The 18,024-nt window shown below is 37.6% G+C and carries 21 protein-coding genes; 16 read left to right on the top strand and 5 right to left on the bottom strand.

The features are described 5' to 3' along the window. Positions 1-10 precede the first annotated feature (10 nt). The 10 genes from MHB65_RS23285 to MHB65_RS23240 all read left to right on the top strand — a co-directional run bounded on the left by MHB65_RS23285 (position 11) and on the right by MHB65_RS23240 (position 8,170). Complete coding sequence (locus MHB65_RS23285; RefSeq protein WP_342443784.1) at positions 11-1,006, top strand: iron ABC transporter permease; 996 nt, start codon at positions 11-13, stop codon at positions 1,004-1,006. A gap of 29 nt (positions 1,007-1,035) precedes the next feature. Then, a complete protein-coding gene (locus tag MHB65_RS23280) occupies positions 1,036-1,818 on the top strand; it encodes an ABC transporter ATP-binding protein (RefSeq protein WP_342443783.1) in 783 nt (260 codons plus the stop codon). After that, positions 1,815-2,585, top strand: a complete 771-nt coding sequence (locus MHB65_RS23275; RefSeq protein WP_342441889.1) for an alpha/beta hydrolase-fold protein — start codon at positions 1,815-1,817, stop codon at positions 2,583-2,585. The genes MHB65_RS23280 and MHB65_RS23275 overlap by 4 nt, the downstream gene beginning before the upstream one ends. A 120-nt stretch (positions 2,586-2,705) precedes the next feature. Beyond that, positions 2,706-4,271, top strand: a complete 1,566-nt coding sequence (locus MHB65_RS23270) for a BCCT family transporter (protein WP_342441888.1) — start codon at positions 2,706-2,708, stop codon at positions 4,269-4,271. Positions 4,272-4,357: 86 nt separating this feature from the next. Further along, the gene (locus MHB65_RS23265; protein ID WP_342441887.1) at positions 4,358-4,831 is read left to right on the top strand and encodes a GNAT family N-acetyltransferase; all 474 of its coding nucleotides are present in this window, start codon (positions 4,358-4,360) and stop codon (positions 4,829-4,831) included. An 11-nt stretch (positions 4,832-4,842) separates the two neighbouring features. After that, the gene (locus MHB65_RS23260) at positions 4,843-5,490 is read left to right on the top strand and encodes a hypothetical protein (protein ID WP_342441886.1); all 648 of its coding nucleotides are present in this window, start codon (positions 4,843-4,845) and stop codon (positions 5,488-5,490) included. 72 nt (positions 5,491-5,562) lie between these two features. After that, complete coding sequence (locus MHB65_RS23255) at positions 5,563-6,042, top strand: hypothetical protein (RefSeq protein ID WP_342441885.1); 480 nt, start codon at positions 5,563-5,565, stop codon at positions 6,040-6,042. Positions 6,043-6,161: 119 nt separating this feature from the next. Next, the gene (locus MHB65_RS23250) at positions 6,162-6,692 is read left to right on the top strand and encodes a sigma-70 family RNA polymerase sigma factor (RefSeq protein WP_342441884.1); all 531 of its coding nucleotides are present in this window, start codon (positions 6,162-6,164) and stop codon (positions 6,690-6,692) included. After that, positions 6,682-7,626: a hypothetical protein gene (locus MHB65_RS23245; RefSeq protein WP_342441883.1), complete on the top strand. Its 945-nt coding sequence runs from the start codon at positions 6,682-6,684 to the stop codon at positions 7,624-7,626. Before MHB65_RS23250 ends, MHB65_RS23245 begins: the two co-directional genes overlap by 11 nt. A gap of 28 nt (positions 7,627-7,654) precedes the next feature. Next, positions 7,655-8,170: a YfiT family bacillithiol transferase gene (locus MHB65_RS23240; RefSeq protein WP_342441882.1), complete on the top strand. Its 516-nt coding sequence runs from the start codon at positions 7,655-7,657 to the stop codon at positions 8,168-8,170. A gap of 110 nt (positions 8,171-8,280) precedes the next feature. On the opposite strand, the gene MHB65_RS23235 is transcribed toward MHB65_RS23240, so the two are convergent. Continuing rightward, positions 8,281-8,904 (bottom strand): exosporium glycoprotein BclB-related protein, encoded by a 624-nt coding sequence (locus MHB65_RS23235; RefSeq protein ID WP_342441881.1) that lies wholly within the window; start codon positions 8,902-8,904, stop codon positions 8,281-8,283. A gap of 170 nt (positions 8,905-9,074) precedes the next feature. Continuing rightward, on the bottom strand, positions 9,075-10,259 hold the full coding sequence (locus MHB65_RS23230; RefSeq protein ID WP_342441880.1) for a hypothetical protein: 1,185 nt from the start codon (positions 10,257-10,259) through the stop codon (positions 9,075-9,077). Positions 10,260-10,495: 236 nt separating this feature from the next. On the opposite strand from MHB65_RS23230, the gene MHB65_RS23225 reads away from it, so the two are divergent. The 4 genes from MHB65_RS23225 (at position 10,496) to MHB65_RS23210 (ending at position 12,812) form a co-directional block, all read left to right on the top strand. After that, a complete protein-coding gene (locus tag MHB65_RS23225; protein WP_342441879.1) occupies positions 10,496-11,134 on the top strand; it encodes a hypothetical protein in 639 nt (212 codons plus the stop codon). 85 nt (positions 11,135-11,219) lie between these two features. Continuing rightward, positions 11,220-11,792 (top strand): hypothetical protein, encoded by a 573-nt coding sequence (locus MHB65_RS23220; RefSeq protein ID WP_342441878.1) that lies wholly within the window; start codon positions 11,220-11,222, stop codon positions 11,790-11,792. Further along, positions 11,785-12,066 carry a hypothetical protein gene (locus MHB65_RS23215; RefSeq protein ID WP_342441877.1) on the top strand — a complete coding sequence of 94 codons (282 nt, stop codon included), beginning with the start codon at positions 11,785-11,787 and terminating at the stop codon, positions 12,064-12,066. The genes MHB65_RS23220 and MHB65_RS23215 overlap by 8 nt, the downstream gene beginning before the upstream one ends. 11 nt (positions 12,067-12,077) lie before the next feature. Next, positions 12,078-12,812, top strand: a complete 735-nt coding sequence (locus MHB65_RS23210) for a hypothetical protein (RefSeq protein ID WP_342441876.1) — start codon at positions 12,078-12,080, stop codon at positions 12,810-12,812. A gap of 572 nt (positions 12,813-13,384) precedes the next feature. Here the strand turns inward: MHB65_RS23210 and rpmG are convergent. Further along, positions 13,385-13,534 carry a 50S ribosomal protein L33 gene (rpmG, locus tag MHB65_RS23205; protein WP_004231780.1) on the bottom strand — a complete coding sequence of 50 codons (150 nt, stop codon included), beginning with the start codon at positions 13,532-13,534 and terminating at the stop codon, positions 13,385-13,387. 169 nt (positions 13,535-13,703) lie between these two features. On the opposite strand from rpmG, the gene MHB65_RS23200 reads away from it, so the two are divergent. Further along, complete coding sequence (locus tag MHB65_RS23200) at positions 13,704-14,897, top strand: GTP-binding protein (RefSeq protein WP_342441875.1); 1,194 nt, start codon at positions 13,704-13,706, stop codon at positions 14,895-14,897. A 20-nt stretch (positions 14,898-14,917) separates the two neighbouring features. Here MHB65_RS23200 and MHB65_RS23195 read toward each other — a convergent pair whose 3' ends face one another. Together MHB65_RS23195 and MHB65_RS23190 are read right to left on the bottom strand one after the other, a co-directional pair. Then, positions 14,918-15,460: an isoprenylcysteine carboxyl methyltransferase family protein gene (locus MHB65_RS23195; protein WP_205445995.1), complete on the bottom strand. Its 543-nt coding sequence runs from the start codon at positions 15,458-15,460 to the stop codon at positions 14,918-14,920. Between the two features lies 1 nt (position 15,461). Further along, positions 15,462-16,544 carry a 3-oxoacyl-[acyl-carrier-protein] synthase III C-terminal domain-containing protein gene (locus tag MHB65_RS23190; RefSeq protein ID WP_342441874.1) on the bottom strand — a complete coding sequence of 361 codons (1,083 nt, stop codon included), beginning with the start codon at positions 16,542-16,544 and terminating at the stop codon, positions 15,462-15,464. Between the two features lie 404 nt (positions 16,545-16,948). On the opposite strand from MHB65_RS23190, the gene rsgA reads away from it, so the two are divergent. Next, a complete protein-coding gene (gene rsgA / locus MHB65_RS23185; protein WP_342441873.1) occupies positions 16,949-18,019 on the top strand; it encodes a ribosome small subunit-dependent GTPase A in 1,071 nt (356 codons plus the stop codon). The last annotated feature ends 5 nt before the right edge of the window (positions 18,020-18,024 follow it).

The following is an 18,024-nucleotide window of genomic DNA, read 5'->3' as shown; positions in this document are numbered from 1 at the left end:
CTTTTTAACCATGTCGATGCTTGTGTTATTGATTTTAGTTGCGAGCTATTTACATATTACAAATGGTGTTTTTGATATGTCTGTAATGGATGTCATCAAAACATTATTGCGTATTGAGTCAAATCCAAAATTTGATCTTGTTATTTTTGAATTTCGTTTACCTCGGATTGTCATTGCTGGACTTGTCGGCATTGGCTTAGGTATGGCGGGAGTTGTATTACAAGGTATTACACGTAATGGATTAGCAGATCCAGGTATTTTAGGGATTAATGCAGGGGCTGGTGCAGCAGTCGTCATATTCATGTTCTTCTTTCAATTAAAATTAGTGAGTGCCGATATGAGCAGCTGGCTGTCAATTTTAATGATGCCATTATTCGGTTTTATTGGTGGAACGATTGCAGCTGTCTTGATTTTTTCATTTGCTTTAAAAAATGGTCATCTGGATATGCAGCGATTAATCTTAACAGGTATTGCTATCAATAGTGGATTTGGAGCTTTGTCTTTGTTTCTATCCTTAAAAATGAGTGCACAAGATTTTGAATCAGCAGCCATTTGGATGGCAGGTTCTATTTATAATGCGAATTGGATTTTTGCACTTACGATGCTTCCTTGGCTCTTGATCTTAGGAATATACGTGCATAGAAAATCGTATTTACTCGATTATTTTCAGCTTGAAGAGGATAGCATCACGAGTTTAGGAATAGCGGTTGAAAAGGAGAAAATGAAGCTGTTATTAGCCAGTGTAGGTCTTGTCAGTGCTTGTGTGTCTGTATCAGGGAGTATTGGCTTCATAGGTTTAATGGCCCCACACATTGCCAAGCAACTTGTTGGTATTCAGCACCGTTATGTTATGCCAGTGAGTGCGTTAATTGGTGCCGGTCTGTTAATTTTAGCTGATTTTATTGGTAAAACCGTTTTTGCACCATCGGAACTGGCTGTAGGAATTGTCGTTTCAATTATTGGGATTCCATATTTCTTGTATTTACTGGTGAAATCTAAGGCATAGGAGGAAATGGTGTGCAAACTGCATTTAGAATGGAAAACTTGGCTTCTGGTTATGAGCAGGTACGTGTCTTTGAAGGGTTAAATTTAACGATAGAAGAGGGCAAAGTGACTACAATCATTGGCCCGAATGGTTGCGGTAAATCTACCCTCCTTAAAACAATAGGACGTATTTTAAAAAAACAACAAGGTACGGTTTATTTGCAGGAGCAAAATATGCAAAATTTATCGACGAAAGATATTGCCAAGAAGCTAGCAATATTATCTCAAACACCTGTTGCTCCTGGTCAATTGAAAGTGGAGGAGTTAATTGCGTATGGTCGCTACCCACATCGAAACAATGTCAATCGTTTAACGAATAAGGATGAGGAAATGATTGAATGGGCGTTAACGGTTACCAATACAATGGAATACCGAAATAGGGAGCTTGCACAGCTTTCTGGAGGTCAGCGTCAGCGTGTTTGGCTAGCTATGGCCTTAGCGCAGGAAACAAATATTTTGCTGTTGGATGAACCTACTACTTATTTAGATATGGCACATCAGCTAGAAGTATTGGATATTGTGAAAAGTTTAAATGAGCAGCACAACTGTACAATTGTGATGGTTTTACATGATATTAACCATGCTGCCAGATATTCAGATCATCTTATTGCAATGCGTAAGGGTATTATTATGCAAACCGGCACTCCACAGGAAATATTAAGTGCAGAGGTGATGCGTAAAGTATTTAATATTGATGCGCGTATTATGGAAGATCCTGTAACAAATACACCTGTATGCTATGGCTACGACATTTTGAAGGAGGATATTAAATGAATACAGCTAAAGTAGATTACGTTACACAACAAATGACTTCAAAATTGACGAATTATACGTACACAATTAACATCTATGTGCCAGAGGAGGAAGCACCACAAGATGGCTTCCCTGTTTTGTATGTACTAGATGGTTCATCTTATTTTCATCTTGTAAAGGAAGCGGTACGTCTACAAAGTCGTAATGCACCAAAAACAGGTGTCCTTCCGGCTATCGTTGTTGGAATTGGTCATGGCGATGATATGCGTGAAAGAAGATTTTATGATTTTACAGCGCCGTCAGAGACATATATTTATCCAGCACGATTTAAAGGAAAAGGTCATGAAAAGCTTGGAGGAGCAGTAGATTTTAGTGGCTTTATAGAAGAAGAGCTAAAGCCAACGATTGAGGCACAATATCCAGTAAATAAAGCCCAACAAGCTTTATTTGGACACTCCTTAGGAGGTTATTTTGCACTTTGGCAACTATTTCATCATCAATCCAGCTTCCAACGATACCTAGCTATTAGTCCTTCCATTTGGTGGAATGAACATGAACTAGTGCAATGTGCGTCAGTATTTCTGAACGAGCATCAAGATATGAACGAAACATTGTTTATGAGCGCAGGTGAACTTGAAACCTTTATGGTGGATGATGCGCGACAAATGGCGACAGTGTTAGAAAAAATAATGAATGTTGATTTTTATGAGGCTTTAAACGAAAATCATGCTTCGATCGTACCAACTGTTATGAGTAGGGCAATACGTTTTATGCATATATCACAATAATAGGTAAACCGCATTGTCTTTTGATAATGTGGTTTCTTTTTTATTTATTAATAAAATAGTTGAATCGTACGCATAATAAAGGAAATTTGGTCATCTGTCTGGGATAAATGGAGGCGCTGTATGCAAAATAAAATTTTAAAAAACCCAGTATTTCTTATTTCTAGTGGAGCAATTTCTCTCTTAGTTATTATCGGAGCAACGATACCGGAAAAATTTAAGAACGTAGCAAACAGCGTATTTCATATGACAACGGATTATTTTGGCTGGTTTTATTTAATGTCAGTCTTTATTATCGTTATTTTTTTATTTGGCTTGGCAATTAGCAAATATGGTACCATTCGCCTTGGATCAGAAGATGGTCGCCCTGAGTTTAGTTTTCTAACTTGGATTTCCATGCTCTTTTCAGCTGGACTTGGTGTCGGTTTGGTCTTCTGGGGAGTAGCTGAGCCAATGAGTCATTATTTTTCACCACCCTTCAGTGACACAAAACCGCTATCAACAGATGCAGCCCGACTGGCGATGGGTTATTCATTCTTTCATTGGGGATTAAGCCAATGGTCTGTTTATGCCATATTGGGGCTTGTAATGGCCTATGTACAATTTAACAAAAAAAGAAATATGCTCATCTCAACTGCCTTAGAGCCTGTCACTGGAACAAATCCAGTCGTTAAAGGAACGATCGATATTCTCGCAGTAATAGCTACCGTTATGGGGGTTGCCACATCGATAGGGCTAGGTGTATTACAAACAAATGGAGGTTTGACCTTTGTCTTTGGTTTGCCGGATACATTTATCTTGCAGGTAGCCATTATTTTTATCATGTTTATTGGCTATATGATATCGGCAACAACAGGACTTCAAAAGGGAATGAAGATCCTGAGTAATGTCAATATGACCTTAGCCATTGTTTTACTTTTATTCGTTTTTATAACGGGTCCAACAATCTTTATACTTGAAACCTTTACATTAGCTATTGGTGATTATATTTCAAATTTTATTCAATATAGTTTAAGGATGCAGCCATATGTCGGTGGGACTTGGGTGAAGGATTGGACAATTTTTTACTGGGCATGGGCGATTGCTTGGTCACCATTTGTAGGCTCCTTTATAGCCCGTGTATCCAAAGGCAGAACCATTCGAGAATTTATCATAGGGGTATTAATCATTCCACCTCTCATTGCCTGCTTTTGGATTGCGACCTTTGGTGGAACCGCGATGTGGTTTGATTTACATCAAGATGCACAAATCGCTCAATCTGTTCATAATGATGTTACCGTTGCCCTATTCCAGTTGTTAGAACATTTACCACTTTCAACGATTGCCTCGGCCATTGGAATACTTTTGATCGTTATATTTTTAATTACCTCTGCTGATTCCGCCACTTTTATTATGGCAAGTATGACGACAAAAGGTTCTTTAAATCCAACAATATTATCAAAGCTAGTATGGGGTATTCTGATGGCGGCTATTTCAGGCGTTTTATTGTATACAGGAGGACTTGAAGCATTGCAAACGGCCTCGTTAATCGCTGCATTACCCTTTACCGTGGTTTTACTTTTGTTAATGATTTCTTATATTAAAATGATGAAGGATGAGATTATTCCTCTTAAGAAAAAGGATATCCAACGTTTGAAAATAGCAAGAAAGCATATTGAAAAGGAAGCAAAAACGAAAGAGAAAAAATAAAGCAGTAGACCGTATTAGTAAATAATGCGGTTTCTTTTTGTTTTAATATGCATTATTATGAATAAAAAAACATTAAGGAGTATGCTATGAAAATTATTTTAGCAGAGAGCAAGGATGCGGCAATTATACATCAGGTGATGCTACAGGCGTTTCAAGAGTATGAAAAAGCTATTCCACCATCCAGTGCACTAAGTGAAACGGTGGATTCAATTGAACAGGCAATGCAGCAAAGTGAACAGGCGTTTATTGGCTATATCGAAAAACAGCCAGTTGCCATGGTAAGGTTTACCCTCAGCGCACAGGGAATTTATTTTTTTAGACTTTCGGTTATCCCTGAAAGACAAGGACAAGGTTTAGCAAAAGCACTGATCTCTAAGCTTGAACAATATGCATTATCGAATGGTATAAAAATTAGTCAGTGCAAAGTACGTATGAGTGTCCCTCGCAATATTGAGTTATATCGCTCGTTGGGTTATGTTGTAACGAAAGAGGAAATGGTGAAGAATCGTAATGGTAAATCTCTACCAATAGTAACCATGGAAAAAAGACTTTCCAATTAGGAGGAGTTTAATTGAGAAAAAAGCTCGGCTGCTTGCATGCTCATCATTCCAATATAGAGTACATAGAGCAGGCCTTTGGAAATAATGAAGATATTGAGCTAATGCATTTTGTAGACCCTGGCGTTATACAGCATGTGTCTAAAGGTAGTAATGGTTTAGCACTTAAGGTTAAGGAGCAAATTGAATGGATAATTAGCTGTGGTGTGGATGCCATTTTAATAACGTGTACAAATTATATTGCTTTATTAGAGGATGAAACTTTGTTCGATCCCTCGATCCCTATCATAAAGATTGATGAGCCCTATTTTGAAAGTATATGTAGTAAGCAACAGCCTCAATTTATTCTTTTTACAAATCCTGCGACTGTTGAAGGAACGATGGCAAGACTTCACCAATATGCTAAGCATCAAGGAATATCAGTAGATGTGGAGGCAAAAATTATTGAGCATACATTTGATCTCATTATGCAGGGGAAAAAGGAAGCCTATGATGATGCTATTATAAGGACTTTACATACTTTGTCAGCTGAACAAAAATCCATATCGGTTGCCCAGCTATCGATGGTGGGTGCAGCACAACGATTTGAAGATCACACGGCGATTACAATTCTCCATCCAGTAAAGTCATTAGTTGATATTGTAAAGAGTACGATAAAATGATCGCTTCATAATTTACAGAATTATCTGTAACAATCTGGTTAAAGCAAACGTTTCATAAGAAAGGGGGATGTTATGAAACGAGTTGTATTTTTATGTATACTGCTATTATTCTTAGTGGGTTGTACAGATAAAGCAAAGGTTACAATGCCAGAGGATCTACCTGATTTTGTACAAGAAAATGATTTTGCATCAGTTGATTGGAATCGTAAGGCAGTGGAATTTGGTGATAGAGGTATTATTGGCAATGCCAATAAGTCGGGTGTCATTGGTGCGAATATGCCAAGTTTAAGCACCCAAAAATGGATGTGGCATCTATGGGGTATAGATGAGGTACGGGATACAGAGTTAACGATTATTGGATATCATAAAGATTCTAAAGTTGTACAACCCATTTTAGTGGCTGGTTGGAGCATAGGACTCGGTGGACCTGTTAATGGGGCAGATGCTCATACACCTTCTCATGTGAAAATTCCTCAGTTAGGTGAATGGGCTATTTTACTGTATACAAATGAAAAATACTTTGATACGTTGATATACGATATCCAGGAATAATAATAAACCCTTGTTTTGTAAGGTTAGGTGCTTACAAAACAAGGGTTTTATACATTTATTGTCACATTTTTAGTTTGTTGATTGTCTTTATATGTAAGGGGCAAAGGAGGTTGTATAAAGTGCATACGAAAGTTTTCGAACATGCTCTCGAAAACACGAGAGATGAATTAATTAGCTACTTACTAAAGGAATATTATCATAAGGTCTATGTGTATTGCTTTCAAATTTTAAGGAATGCACATGATGCTGAAGATGCCGTTCAGGAAGTATTTATCAAAGCATTTCAATACAAAAAGCTGTTGAACATAGAAAATTACAGTGCATGGTTGCATAAAATTGCCTATCACTATTGTTTAAATAAAGCGAAGAGGCAATCATTAATAAAGTTTATTTCTTTTGAAGGAAGAGTAAATGTGCAGGATTTAGATTATTTTTATAACCCTGACATAGACCTTGAGTTAGATGAAATTATGTCTAAATTAAAGGCGAAAGAACGGGCGCTGCTTGCCTTAAGAATAATTGAAGATAGGGACTTTGCAGAAGTTGTCTTAATATTAAATATTACGCCTGCAACTGCACGTAAACGATTTGAAAGGGTTAAAGCGAAGGTTCAAAAAATCATTGAAAGGAACAATCAAAATGAAAAATAACATAAAATCATTTCAGGATTTTGAAAATCGTTTGAAAAAAGAAGTAGTCCCTAAATCCTCATGTGATTCTATTTCAATTAGTAAGGCTCTAAGCCGAAAGCGGCAACAACCTACTGTTATTAGAAAGTCCGTTATCATCGCGTTTTTTACTATTTTTATAACCGCCACTTTGGCAACAGCAAACGAGTTAACAGGTTGGCGACTATTTGACAATGAGGGGAAGCAGCTATTAACAGTTGATTCGATGATAGAAGATGAAGCAGAGATGTATAAAGACATGAGGGAAATAATTGCTCCATATGAGAAGACAATCAAGGATTTAAAGACCGCCTTACCAGAAGGAAAATTCTTTTATTTTTTAGCTGTAGAGGCCTATGAAAAGTACGGCATGACTTCAGTATATGCCTATCAGAATGATCAACCATTGAAAAATATTAATGAACTTCCAGCGGAAATAAGAGAAAGATTTCATTTAAGTGAGGATTTACTGGGCTTAAATAGTTTTTCTGGGGGAGTAATTATATACAAACAACCAGACATGAATTTGGAAGAGGCAATCAGTAGAAATGAAGCCATGTATGTAGACGCAAAAAAGAAAAAAGCACCTTACATTATAAGGGAGGAGAATTTGACAACAGATATAGCATCCTTGAATTTAACATACAATAATGGATTAGAGCATGTACAAATTGCTATTGTACCCTCGACTAATAATGGACTTGCTATTATGTCAGAAACGAAACAGGACTATACTAAACTGGTAGAAAAGGATATTGAATTTCTTTTCAATCAGAAAATTCAAGAACTTTATTTTGTGAAAGAAGAAGAGGGTCAAAAGTATATGATTCATATACTAGGCTCTAAATTCCTAAATGAAGAGAAAATAGGCCCCGAAAAATTAATGACAGTAGCAAGGAAAATATTAAATTGGTAATATAAAAAATAAAACGGAGGAGAGTAATATGACAGGTTTACGATATCCCATTGGACAATTTCAATTCCCAAAAGAAGTGAATTCACAGCAAGTACTAGAGTGGATTGATGAAATCCGTTTATTACCAAAACAACTTGCTGAGGCGTTAAGTGGTGCAAGCGAGCAGGACTTAGCAAAATCTTATCGCGAAAATGGCTGGACCGTGACACAGCTAGTCCATCATATTGCCGATAGCCATATGAATAGCTATATCCGTTTTAAACTAGCGTTAACAGAGGATGTGCCAACCATTAAGCCATACAATGAGGCAGAATGGGCACAACTACCAGATTCTGAAATGCCAGTAGCCACTTCCTTTCATTTAATTGAACATTTACATGAACGTTGGGTTTATTTGCTGACAAGCTTATCAGATGAACAATTACAAAGAGCCTTTAATCATCCTGATTCTGGGTTGACGACACTTGAACATGCAATTGGTCTATATGCATGGCATGGCAAGCATCATTTGGCACATATTCAGAATGCTTTGGTTAATTTATAACTAAGTTGACCTCTTGATTATTTATTATTGCAAGAGGTCAACTTTAATGTGACAGTAAAGATACTGTTGATTATATTATTAGTTAGTATTATATTTAAAAATAGTTAATTTTAGGAAATTGTAATACCTGCACTTGCTGATCCTGTAATAGTTTGTGCTACAGTAACCCCTGTTGTTGAAATAATTGAAAATACCATGATCAACTTGTCACCCGCTACAACTGAAACTGGAGCGACATTAGCTGAACCGAATGTAATTTCTCCAGCAGTTAAAGGTCCACTAAGTGGAGGAGATAAGTCTACAAATGCATTTGTTGCAGTATATGAGTTACTTCCTGCAGGTGCAAGATAGATCTGAGCTCTTAATGTTGTTGTGCCAACAATCGCAGCGCCTACAAAAGAAGAAAACGATGCAGAAATAGCTGTTATGTTACCAGTACGTGGCACAACAAATGCTTCATTTATAATACCTGCTAAAGTTATAGTATTATTTACAATAGCTAATCCTGGAACGGCAGTACCGAATCCAATAATGCTAGGTACACTAATTACTCCAGCTCCCACTGTAGCTAATGCAACAGTAGTAAGACCTGAAGAAAATGGGATAATCGTACCTGTGTTAACTGGCGGAGTAATGCATGCAGCATCAATAGCTACAAAAGGACCAAGTGCGTTACATTGACCATTGCCATGACCGTTACCTGAGCAACCACACATAGAATTATTTAAACACATTTTTACACCCCCTTTCCTCATTATTCTATTCATTTTTGATTAGGGGGTAAGGGCAATTATCTACTTCACATATAAATTCAATGATTTCATGAAGCCAGCTTTTATTTGATGCATAAAGACATCCACGGTGTATGAAAATAAAACGTGGATGTCTTTTTAGAATTATAAATTTAACTCCATCTTTTAAAGAAATCGAAAAATGAGTTTTTTCCCTTTTTATATTCTTCCTCAATCGGCTTGTTTACTGGTTCAAGTTGTATAATCTCTTCTTCAATGGATGGATAGACCTCATAGGCTGCTCCACCATTATACACTTCAACGTATTCTTCTGTTTCTAATGAAGGGGAATGAAATGTGTCAGCATGCTCTTCTACAGCTTCTAAAATGTTTTGATTGAGCGGCTCACTAGCTATTGCTGCAATGTCTTGATTAACAGACTTGCTAGGTAGCTCCGATATAACTTGTTCAAACGATTCTTTAGGTACGTTGGAAATCTCAAGATTGTTATGTCCATTTTCAGTAGGCATAACCTCGATAGGATCGTCTGATTTTTCGGTTTCCATGTTATCCATTTCAACAATAGAAGATGGTAAGGTATCAATCTCGATGTTTTCTTCACTTGAAGTAGGCTGTACAGCAGAGGGATCATAAACACTTACTGGAACTTCCTTCGCATCCGTGGCATTTTTAAAATGGAAGGTAGATTCAACTGTCGTGTTTCGGTATAAACCATTGTATATTTGGCTCGGGTGCGTGTTAATGGATTGAAAATATTGCTGATTAAAGTGCCGTTCTTCAGGTTTAGCTGCCTGTAGATCATTGTGAGGAGTTGGAGCGCTATTATTTACATTTAGTTGGTGATTTGTGGCTTTACCTGCCAAGCTTTGCAGTAGTCTATAAGATGGTTGTGCTGAAGTAATCGTAGTTTGGTCTGCTGTCTGTGTCATTCTAGGTTGTCTAGGTAAATGAGTAGCTGAAGTTTGAGAAGGCATTTCAATGGAGGGAGGAATGGTTGTTTTATCATTTCCTTCGACAGTTAAAAATCGGTTTAAAATCGCTAAAATTTCTTGGTTCATTCCTTCAATGGTTTGATTCAGAGATTTAATCTGTATGGAGAGAAGCTTTATTTGATCATCATAGCCTTTTTTATAAGAGTTTTGTTTAGTATCTAATGTCTCTGTGATCGAATCTAAATGGGCCATCTGTGTTTTCAGCCCATCGAACTCTTGCTTCATATAAAGGAAATCTTCAATTGACGTCCCCATTTTTAATGAAGTTAACGATCCTCTATAACTCTCGATTTTTTGTTTTAACTTTTCAATTTCTTGAGTGGTATACAATTTTGACTCTTCCATTGTAGTTCACCCCTTTCAGTCCATTATTAGTTTATTAAAAATATTGACTTTCTGTTACAAATATACCGGTCCTTTCAACATTTTAGTCATCCTCTAGAGAAGAAAGCATATGTAAAAATTGATTCTTTGCTGATTTTAACAAATATCATATGGAACTATTTGTTAGCCCATGCACTTAATGCTGAAAAACATATGCTACAAACGAAAGATAAAAAATTTATGGAGGTGTCAAAAGGATGCAAGAACATATGCCATCCCAGGCGCAGGAACTAATTTGTATAAATGTCGATAAGGTATATGACTGGATTGTAAAGGAAATGTCATTTGATATTTCACCTACAGGAGCAATTACATTCCCAGGCGTAACGGCAGGAACAGATTTAACAGGTGCTATTGTTACATGTAGAGTAATTCCAGCAGCTACAAATCCAATTGTGATTCTGAACCGTGAGAATCGCCAATTCTCCATCGATGGATCAACTGTTTGTCTGCAACATCTAAACATTCAAAAGAACTTCATTCTAACGATTGTCGTTACTTTACCTACTGGTACTGTTTACACAAGTACGGAAATTCCAGTTTCTCGCTGTGAGCAAGTGACATTATGTGCTCCTAAAGGTACAGATGTTGAAATCTTATACACAGATTTAGATTGCTTCGTATGTACAACAGGAACACTTACGGCTGCAGCAGGCGCAATTACGTTTTCTGCGTTAACAATTACTGTTGCTGTTTGTCAAAGTATTCAATCTACATTCCCAGTTACAGTTGAATTTTTAGCAACTTTCTGCGAACCAAGAGCAGATTTACCATTCTCATGCCCAACTGCGGTTCGTCCACAGCAATGCCCTGTTATTTTCCCTACTTTAGGTTAATGGTGCTAATAAATAGAGGAAAGTCATATCATGAAGAGAGGGTAATCCTCTCTTTTTTTGATGGAAAATAACAAGGAGGTATGAAGTGACAGATCACATTGAAGACAAGATACAGGCACTAAAGGAACAAACAAATGCCTATGTTCATGAAATTAAAAGACTAGTTGAGGAGTTGTCGATTCCGAATAGGGTCAATCTCATTAGTTATTTTACAACCTCGTTTAATATTTCCTATGATCCTGAGCAAGAGAGTTTATGTTTAGGCTCCTATCATATTCATAATATTGGGAGTACAGCTGTCACGAACCCATCTCTATGTATAACAATACCTAAGGATTCACCGTTTTACTTCTCTGGGAGATATGTTCATGAAAATTTCACCCCCAACTTTAAGACACAGGGGCAGAGTCAGTGGGAGCGTTTTAATGACAAATCAAGCAAAGAGGAGTATTGGCTAAGACCAGTTGGAAAATCAATAATCGAACCGAATGAAACCATTTCATTTACCAATTTTCAAATAAAATGGTCCCATAATTTATCATATTCAGGCACGATTATGGGTTTTACATATTGCGATCAGCTCACAGATGGTGTTGTTGTTTTAAATCCAATTAATCTAAATGGAATGGGCCAAACACAGGAGGAAGACAATGGGTGATAATGAAAAACAAGAGTTTGGTAGTGTAATTCAGCAATTAGTGAAGGAACAGCTAAGTCGTCGTAATGAACAAGATAATAGCTTTGCCTTTCTTGAAAAAAGTACATTACAGCTTTTAATTGCCTACCTTGTTTCAGGTGAAAAGAGCCAAGTTGAACAAATAAAAAATCCACAATTAGAAGGAAAGTGGATGAAGCAGCTAGATGAATTACTAGAGGAAACCAAAGAGCAGTTTGAAGAGGTGGTCGATTTACTAAAAAGATATTCAGGTTAGGAGGTGTGATGATGGACAATGATATTGTGAAAAACAATGATCCAATACAGCTCCAACAAATGATTATTTTTTTACGGGCTGAATTAGCTAAGTATAAAAACGAAGTAAAAAAACTGAGAGATAGTGATTATTACGCTTTAGTACTCCGACTTGAACGAGAGAATGTACAATTAACAAGGCTTAAAAAAGATCTTTCTATGGAGCTATTAAAGTTGAAGAGAGACTTTGACAAGGACTTGCAAGCTTACGATGAAGAAATTCAGAGGAGAGAAGCGCAAAGAAAAAAACAAATTGCATCCATTGAGGCATTATTAAAGGAATTGGCAGAATTGCGAGCTGAAAATAAGTCGTTAAAGGACAAAATTCAAGCGTCGAATGATGCTTCAATCGATACAAATCATTGGTCGATTATTGAAGACATAGATAAAAAATTAAGTAACTATACAGCTACAGCAGATAAACATATGGAGAATATTATAGAGACACTAGAAAAATATCATTGTGAGAAAGTAGAATCGGACAGCCTTCATCAACATTTATTAAGTGAGTTAGAGACGAAAAATTTGGAAATAGAGAGGTTGTCAAATGAATTAGATGTATTGAAAAATCAATCTGATGGTAGCGGCACAACAATGAAACAAGGAGTTCATATTGATGAGCAAATAGATTTTAGATTACGCATGCTCGATGAATTAGATCAGAAATTGAATGAACTAGCGTTAGAAATCAATAGAAAACAGCTTTAACTGTGAAAATTTGATAATGACTGTTTCAAAAGTATCCTTTGAAACAGTCATTTTTTTATTGATTCGAATGGGAAGCTTCTAAGAAGGGTCCAACCGCTCGTAAAAGGGCCACAACCGCTCAAGAAATAGAGGAAGGTGCTCTAAGGCAGACCGAACCCGCTCCAAAAGAAAAGGAAGGCGCTCCAAAGCAGACCGAACCCGCTCCAAAAGAAGAGGAACCCGCTCCAAAACAGGTCGAACCCGCTCCCAAAGTAGAAGACAGCGCTCCAAAACAGGTCAGGCCCGCTCCAAAAGAAGAGGAACCGGTTCCAAAGCAGACCGAACCCGCTCCAAAAGAAGAGGAACCCGCTCCAAAACAGGTCGAACCCGCTCACAAAGAAGAGGACACCGCTCTAAAACAGGCCGAACCCGCTCCAAAAGAAGAGGAACCCGCTCTAAAACAGGTCAGGCCCGCTCCAAAAGAAGAGGAATCCGCTCCAAAGCAGACCAACCCCGCTCCTAAAGAAGAAGACAGCGCTCTAAAACAGGTCAGACCCGCTCCAGAAGATCTTATCTTGACCCCTATTCCAGCATTACTTTGTCTCTCTATGCAGGGTTACACGTTTCAGGCGAGGGGAGTATTTTTTCAGCTCCAATCTTTCAGGATTATTGCGTTTATTTTTAGTCGTAATATAGTTTTTATCACCTGTTTCAGTGCAGGCTAGTGTTACTTGTACACGCATAAAAGGACCTCCTTTTAAATAGTAATTATTACGATTTAAACATTATATTTCTCACAGGATATTGTCAAGTTTATTTTTACAAGTAATAAAAAGCTTTGCATTTTCAAAAGTTATATGATTTAATTACAAATTGTAAATAGTAATGATTACGATTTGAGGAGTTGTAGTAATGACAAAGAGAATTCCTGTTACGGTATTGAGTGGATATTTGGGTTCTGGTAAGACAACAATGATGAATCATGTATTGCAAAACAAAAAGGATTTACGTGTCGCTGTTATTGTGAATGATATGAGTGAAATTAATATTGATGCTGAGCTTATCGCAAATGGTAGTGGTATATCGCGTACAGAAGAGAAATTTGTGGAGCTTTCCAATGGTTGTATTTGCTGTACATTACGAGAGGATTTATTGCAGGAGGTGGAACGCCTTGCGAAGCTAGGTAATATTGATTATATTTTGATTGAATCGACGGGGATTAGCGAGCCGATTCCAGTTGCACAAACATTTAGTTATTTAGATGAGGAGCTCGGCATTGATTTAACAAAGTTTTGTCAATTAGATACGATGGTCACTGTCGTAGATGCACACCGCTTTTGGCATGATTTTCAGTCAGGAGAAAGCTTATTGGAACGGAAGGAAGCGGTTGGTGAATTAGATGAGCGCGATGTTGCGGACCTGCTCATTGATCAAATTGAATTTTGTGATGTCCTTATTTTAAATAAGTGTGATTTAGTATCAGCAGAGGAGCTTGAGCGATTAGAGCGTATTTTACGTGCATTACAGCCTGAGGCGAAGCTAATACGTACAACAAATGGTGTTATCGACCCACTTGAAATTTTAAATACAGGACGCTTTGACTTTGAACGTGTCTCCGAATCAGCTGGTTGGTTAAAGGAGTTGGAGCTTGGTCATGAAAATCATACCCCAGAGACAGAGGAGTACGGGATCTCTTCCTTTACCTATAAACGTAAAAGACCGTTCCATCCGATGCGCTTTGTAGAGTGGTGTGATAATATGCCAGATTCAATAGTGCGAGCGAAGGGGATTGTTTGGAGTGCAAGACATCAGGATGTTGCGCTATTATTATCACAAGCGGGGGCATCTGCAAAAATTGAACCTGTGTCTTATTGGGTAGCAGCTCTACCACAAGCACAGCAGCAGGATGTATTCCAGCAAAGCTCTGAAGTATTGGAAGATTGGGATGAAGAGTACGGAGATCGAATGACACAACTTGTTATTATTGGCATTGATCTAGATCGAGAAAGCATCACCAAACAGTTGGACAGCTGTTTGTTAACAGAGGAAGAGTTTCATGCCCCTTGGGAGCGACTACAAGACCCATTTAACTGGGAATGGCATTAAAGAGGAAAAGAAGATTTCGGTTAAGACTCCGAAATCTTCTTTTGAAATACACGATTATAATTAGTAGCATCTCGTAATGCTTTTTCTTCTATAGGTATTCGTACAGAAAGCATTGTAATATTTAATAATGTAAAACAAAATGCCGTAAAGTAAGCCTGAAACATGAGAGGTAGTAAAAGGATTTCCAAACAAACTACCGCATAATTAGGGTGGCGCATATATTCATATGGCCCTTTACGAACAACTTGTGCATCAGGTAAAATGAGAATTTTTGTATTCCAAAAAGTTCCTAAAGAACGAATACACCAGATCCGTAATGCCTGCACGGCTATAAATAATATAAAAAATAATGGAAATAAGGGCGAGATTCCGTTGTTATTTGTAGTGATTTCCACCATTAAAAACAGAAAAAAGCTAATATGCATGGCAACCATATAAGGATAGTGTGAAGCACCTACTTCATAGGCTCCTTGTGAAAGCATCCATTTTTCATTGCGCTTAGCAATGACAACCTCTGTCAATCTTTGTAGAACGACAAGGGTAAAAATAAGATAGAAGATCATGTTACTCCCTCCAGTTTAATAATACAGCTTCTGCACAAAAACCAGGGCCAAGAGCTACGAGCAAGCCTGTATCCTCCACTTGTCCTTCATGTAACATAAATTGCTCTAATACATATAACACTGTTGGTGACGACATATTGCCACGTTGCCGCAATATTTCCCGAGAAATGTCGGTTTTTTGGGGAGATAAATAAAGTGTATCTTCATAAGCTTTTAATACCTTTTTTCCTCCAGGATGCGCAATGAAATGAGTAAGTTGTTCGCTATACAGTCCTTGATCCATTAAAAATTGTTCAATGAAAGGTCCGAGCCAATTGGTAATAATGGAAGGAATACTTTTTTGAAAAATAACATGAAGCCCGTTATTTTTTACATCCCAACCCATCACATTTTCTGAATCTGGCATCCATTTAGAACCTGTAGCTAGAATATCAGGGATTGGTCTTTTTGTTTCGATAGCGACTTCATCTCCACAAACAAGTATACATGCCGCACCATCTGCAAAAAGGGAAGCACCGATTAAATTGCTTTTAGAAAAATCATTTGGCTGAAAAGTGAGGCTACATAACTCGACACAAACGACAAGTACCTTTGCTTGTGGATGGGCTTTACAAAAATCATAGGCTCTACTTACACCAGCAGCTCCTCCTGCACAACCAAGTCCCCATAAAGGAATACGTTTCAGTCGATCTGAAAAAGAAAGCTTGTTCATAACACGTGCATCAATGCTAGGTGTTGAAATTCCTGTACTACTAACAAAAATGATGGCATCAATTTCTTCAGAAGAAATAGGTGTGAATAAAAAGGAGTTATTTTCCAAACAAGATTGGATGACACTTACACTATATTGTGTAGCTAACTCAATATATAAATTATTACGTTCTTCAAAGGAGTGATTCGTACGATGCCATTCGGGTGGCACACAAAAATGACGTGTGTCGATGCCACCATTTTCAAAAACCTTTAAGTAGCGCTCTAGTTTTGGAATTTTTGCATAGAAAAGCTCTTTCGTTAGTTTCTCTGCGTTTTCTTGCTGTAATGTGAAAGGTGGTTGATATGTGCTAATTGAAATGATTTTAGGCAACTCAACATCTCCTCGCATTTAGTGGTTTTTTCATTGTATGCGTGGATGATTGGAATAAATGCTTATAATATTATAATTGACAATTTATGAAAATTTAGCTATATTGATAACAACTAAATGGAAAGTAGGTGATGTGACATGATGAATAGATCTGTAATTAGCGAACTGCAATTCGGTTTGTTCAATTTCACACGCCTAAAATATACAAAATGACGCCGTGCTATAACTCGGGGTATTTGTGTATCTTTTAAACGTGCCTGTGAAACCTTGTAACTGCCGAATTGCAGCTACAAGGTTTTTTTATCGTAGTTTAAAAAATGCTAAATTGCGATATGGCCTCTTGCGGATGACATAGAATTTTTCGCTGAGGCATCATTGATATGCACGTTTAGGAGGAAAATAAATTGAAATTAACAACATTAGGTTTTACAACATATTTTCAAGAGCAAATGATAGAAATGAAAGAACAGGCTAAATTAAAAAATTGTGTGCCTGCAAGGGTTACTTTAGAGCATAAGCATTCTTATCGCGTGTTAGCTGAGGAGGGAGAATGGCTGGCGACAATTGCTGGTCATTATGCGTATACGTCTTTAGCTCGAGAGGACTATCCAGCAGTTGGTGATTGGGTGCTAGTAGAGAAAATGCCCGGTGAGGAACGCGCAATTATTCATCAGCTATTGCAACGAAAATCTGTATTTTCACGTAAAGTTGCAGGAACGGAAATTCAAGAACAGATTGTCGCATCAAATGTCGATATCGTGTTACTTGTTATGAGCTTGAACGCTGATTTTAATATTCGACGTTTGGAGAGATATTTAGTGGCCGCTTGGGATTCAGGTGCAAAGCCTATTATTGTCCTGACAAAAGCAGATTTGTGCGAGGATGTTTCGAGCTTAGTGCAAGAAGTGGAGTCTGTAGCCTTTGGTGTAGATATTTTTGTAACGAGTGCTCTATCCGGCGAAGGTCTAAAGGAAATTCAGTCGTTATTCACAGAGGGAGTCACTGGAGCATTATTGGGGTCTTCAGGAGCAGGAAAATCCACATTAACAAATGCCTTATGTGGTGAGGTACTGATGAAAGTAGCAGGTATTCGTGAGGATGATGCTAAGGGACGTCATACAACGACCCATCGAGAGCTAGTAGTATTGCCTGCTGGTGGCTGTTTAATCGATACGCCAGGGATGCGTGAGTTTCAATTGTGGGATCAAGGTGATAGTTTAGCTTCAAGCTTTCAAGATATTGAGGAACTAGCAACAGCTTGTCGTTATCGTGATTGTACGCATCAAAAAGAGCCTTATTGTGCTGTCCAGCAAGCTATTGTAGATGGGGACTTAGATCAATATCGTCTACAAAGTTATTTTAAGCTGCAAAGAGAATTGGCTTACATGGAGCGCAAAGCAAATACCCAGGCAAAACTTGAGGAGCAACGCAAGTGGAAGCAAATAGCTAAGGGAATGAAAAAGGGAAAAAAATAAACATT

It is taken from the genome of Lysinibacillus sp. FSL K6-0075, assembly GCF_038592945.1.
GTDB lineage: Bacteria > Bacillota > Bacilli > Bacillales_A > Planococcaceae > Lysinibacillus > Lysinibacillus fusiformis_F.
This window is presented reverse-complemented; position numbering and strand designations above follow the sequence as displayed.

Excerpts from the sequence above, each read along its gene's own strand:
- MHB65_RS23285 (WP_342443784.1), top strand. The coding sequence starts at position 11 with ATGTCGATGCTTGTGTTATTGATTTTAGTTGCGAGCTATTTACATATT.
- MHB65_RS23280 (WP_342443783.1), top strand. The coding sequence starts at position 1,036 with ATGGAAAACTTGGCTTCTGGTTATGAGCAGGTACGTGTCTTTGAAGGG.
- MHB65_RS23275 (WP_342441889.1), top strand. The coding sequence starts at position 1,815 with ATGAATACAGCTAAAGTAGATTACGTTACACAACAAATGACTTCAAAA.
- MHB65_RS23270 (WP_342441888.1), top strand. The coding sequence starts at position 2,706 with ATGCAAAATAAAATTTTAAAAAACCCAGTATTTCTTATTTCTAGTGGA.
- MHB65_RS23265 (WP_342441887.1), top strand. The coding sequence starts at position 4,358 with ATGAAAATTATTTTAGCAGAGAGCAAGGATGCGGCAATTATACATCAG.
- MHB65_RS23255 (WP_342441885.1), top strand. The coding sequence starts at position 5,563 with ATGAAACGAGTTGTATTTTTATGTATACTGCTATTATTCTTAGTGGGT.
- MHB65_RS23245 (WP_342441883.1), top strand. The coding sequence starts at position 6,682 with ATGAAAAATAACATAAAATCATTTCAGGATTTTGAAAATCGTTTGAAA.
- MHB65_RS23240 (WP_342441882.1), top strand. The coding sequence starts at position 7,655 with ATGACAGGTTTACGATATCCCATTGGACAATTTCAATTCCCAAAAGAA.
- MHB65_RS23235 (WP_342441881.1), bottom strand. The coding sequence starts at position 8,904 with ATGTGTTTAAATAATTCTATGTGTGGTTGCTCAGGTAACGGTCATGGC.
- MHB65_RS23230 (WP_342441880.1), bottom strand. The coding sequence starts at position 10,259 with ATGGAAGAGTCAAAATTGTATACCACTCAAGAAATTGAAAAGTTAAAA.
- MHB65_RS23225 (WP_342441879.1), top strand. The coding sequence starts at position 10,496 with ATGCAAGAACATATGCCATCCCAGGCGCAGGAACTAATTTGTATAAAT.
- MHB65_RS23215 (WP_342441877.1), top strand. The coding sequence starts at position 11,785 with ATGGGTGATAATGAAAAACAAGAGTTTGGTAGTGTAATTCAGCAATTA.
- MHB65_RS23210 (WP_342441876.1), top strand. The coding sequence starts at position 12,078 with ATGGACAATGATATTGTGAAAAACAATGATCCAATACAGCTCCAACAA.
- rpmG (WP_004231780.1), bottom strand. The coding sequence starts at position 13,534 with ATGCGTGTACAAGTAACACTAGCCTGCACTGAAACAGGTGATAAAAAC.
- MHB65_RS23200 (WP_342441875.1), top strand. The coding sequence starts at position 13,704 with ATGACAAAGAGAATTCCTGTTACGGTATTGAGTGGATATTTGGGTTCT.
- MHB65_RS23195 (WP_205445995.1), bottom strand. The coding sequence starts at position 15,460 with ATGATCTTCTATCTTATTTTTACCCTTGTCGTTCTACAAAGATTGACA.